A 620-nucleotide genomic window follows, 5' to 3' on the forward strand; every position below is an offset into this window, starting at 1 on the left:
GTACTTCGCCCAGTCCGAGCAACTCGCTACCCGGCTCTGGATCCGTACCGGCCACCACGAGGGCACTCCCCGCGCCGCCGGCATCCTGTTGCAGGAGTTGCCGGCCCGGAGCGAGGATCACGGCGCCGACTTCGATCACCTGATCCAGCTCACCAGCACCATCAAGGATGAAGAGCTGTTCGGCCTGGAGGCCGAAGAGATCCTCTACCGCCTCTACCATCAGGACAAGGTGCGAGTGTTCGATCCCCAGGCGATCGAGTTCCGCTGCACCTGCTCCCGCGCTCGCTGTGAAGGGGCGCTGCTGCAGATAGAAAAGGAGGAAGCGGTGGCCATGGTGCAGGAGCTCGGCAAGATCGACATGCACTGCGATTACTGCGGCGCTCACTACCAATTTGATGGAATAGACATCGAAACCCTGTTCAGCGGGGCTCCCGGTAATGATGCAAACAAGTTACACTAAATAAAGGCGGGCAAAACCCGCCTTTAACTTAAATAACAAAAAAATACCCTATTTTATAAAGTTTGATGGCGATCGCTAAAAACTACCACCTAGGTAGTAGTATGGACGCCAGATAGAACCCTACACACCTCTGAACCCAGGAGAACATAATGACTATCGT

Annotated in this window: 1 protein-coding gene; it reads left to right on the forward strand. The window is 55.2% G+C overall.

Annotation, left to right across the window (positions count from 1 at the left end; translation table 11 throughout):
- Positions 1-460, forward strand: a 460-nt coding sequence (locus JWG43_RS17675) for an Hsp33 family molecular chaperone HslO (RefSeq protein ID WP_205244270.1), incomplete at its 5' end; no start/stop codon positions are given.
- Between the last annotated feature and the right edge of the window lie 160 nt (positions 461-620).

The organism is Desulfobulbus alkaliphilus (assembly GCF_016918545.1).
GTDB lineage: Bacteria > Desulfobacterota > Desulfobulbia > Desulfobulbales > Desulfobulbaceae > Desulfobulbus > Desulfobulbus alkaliphilus.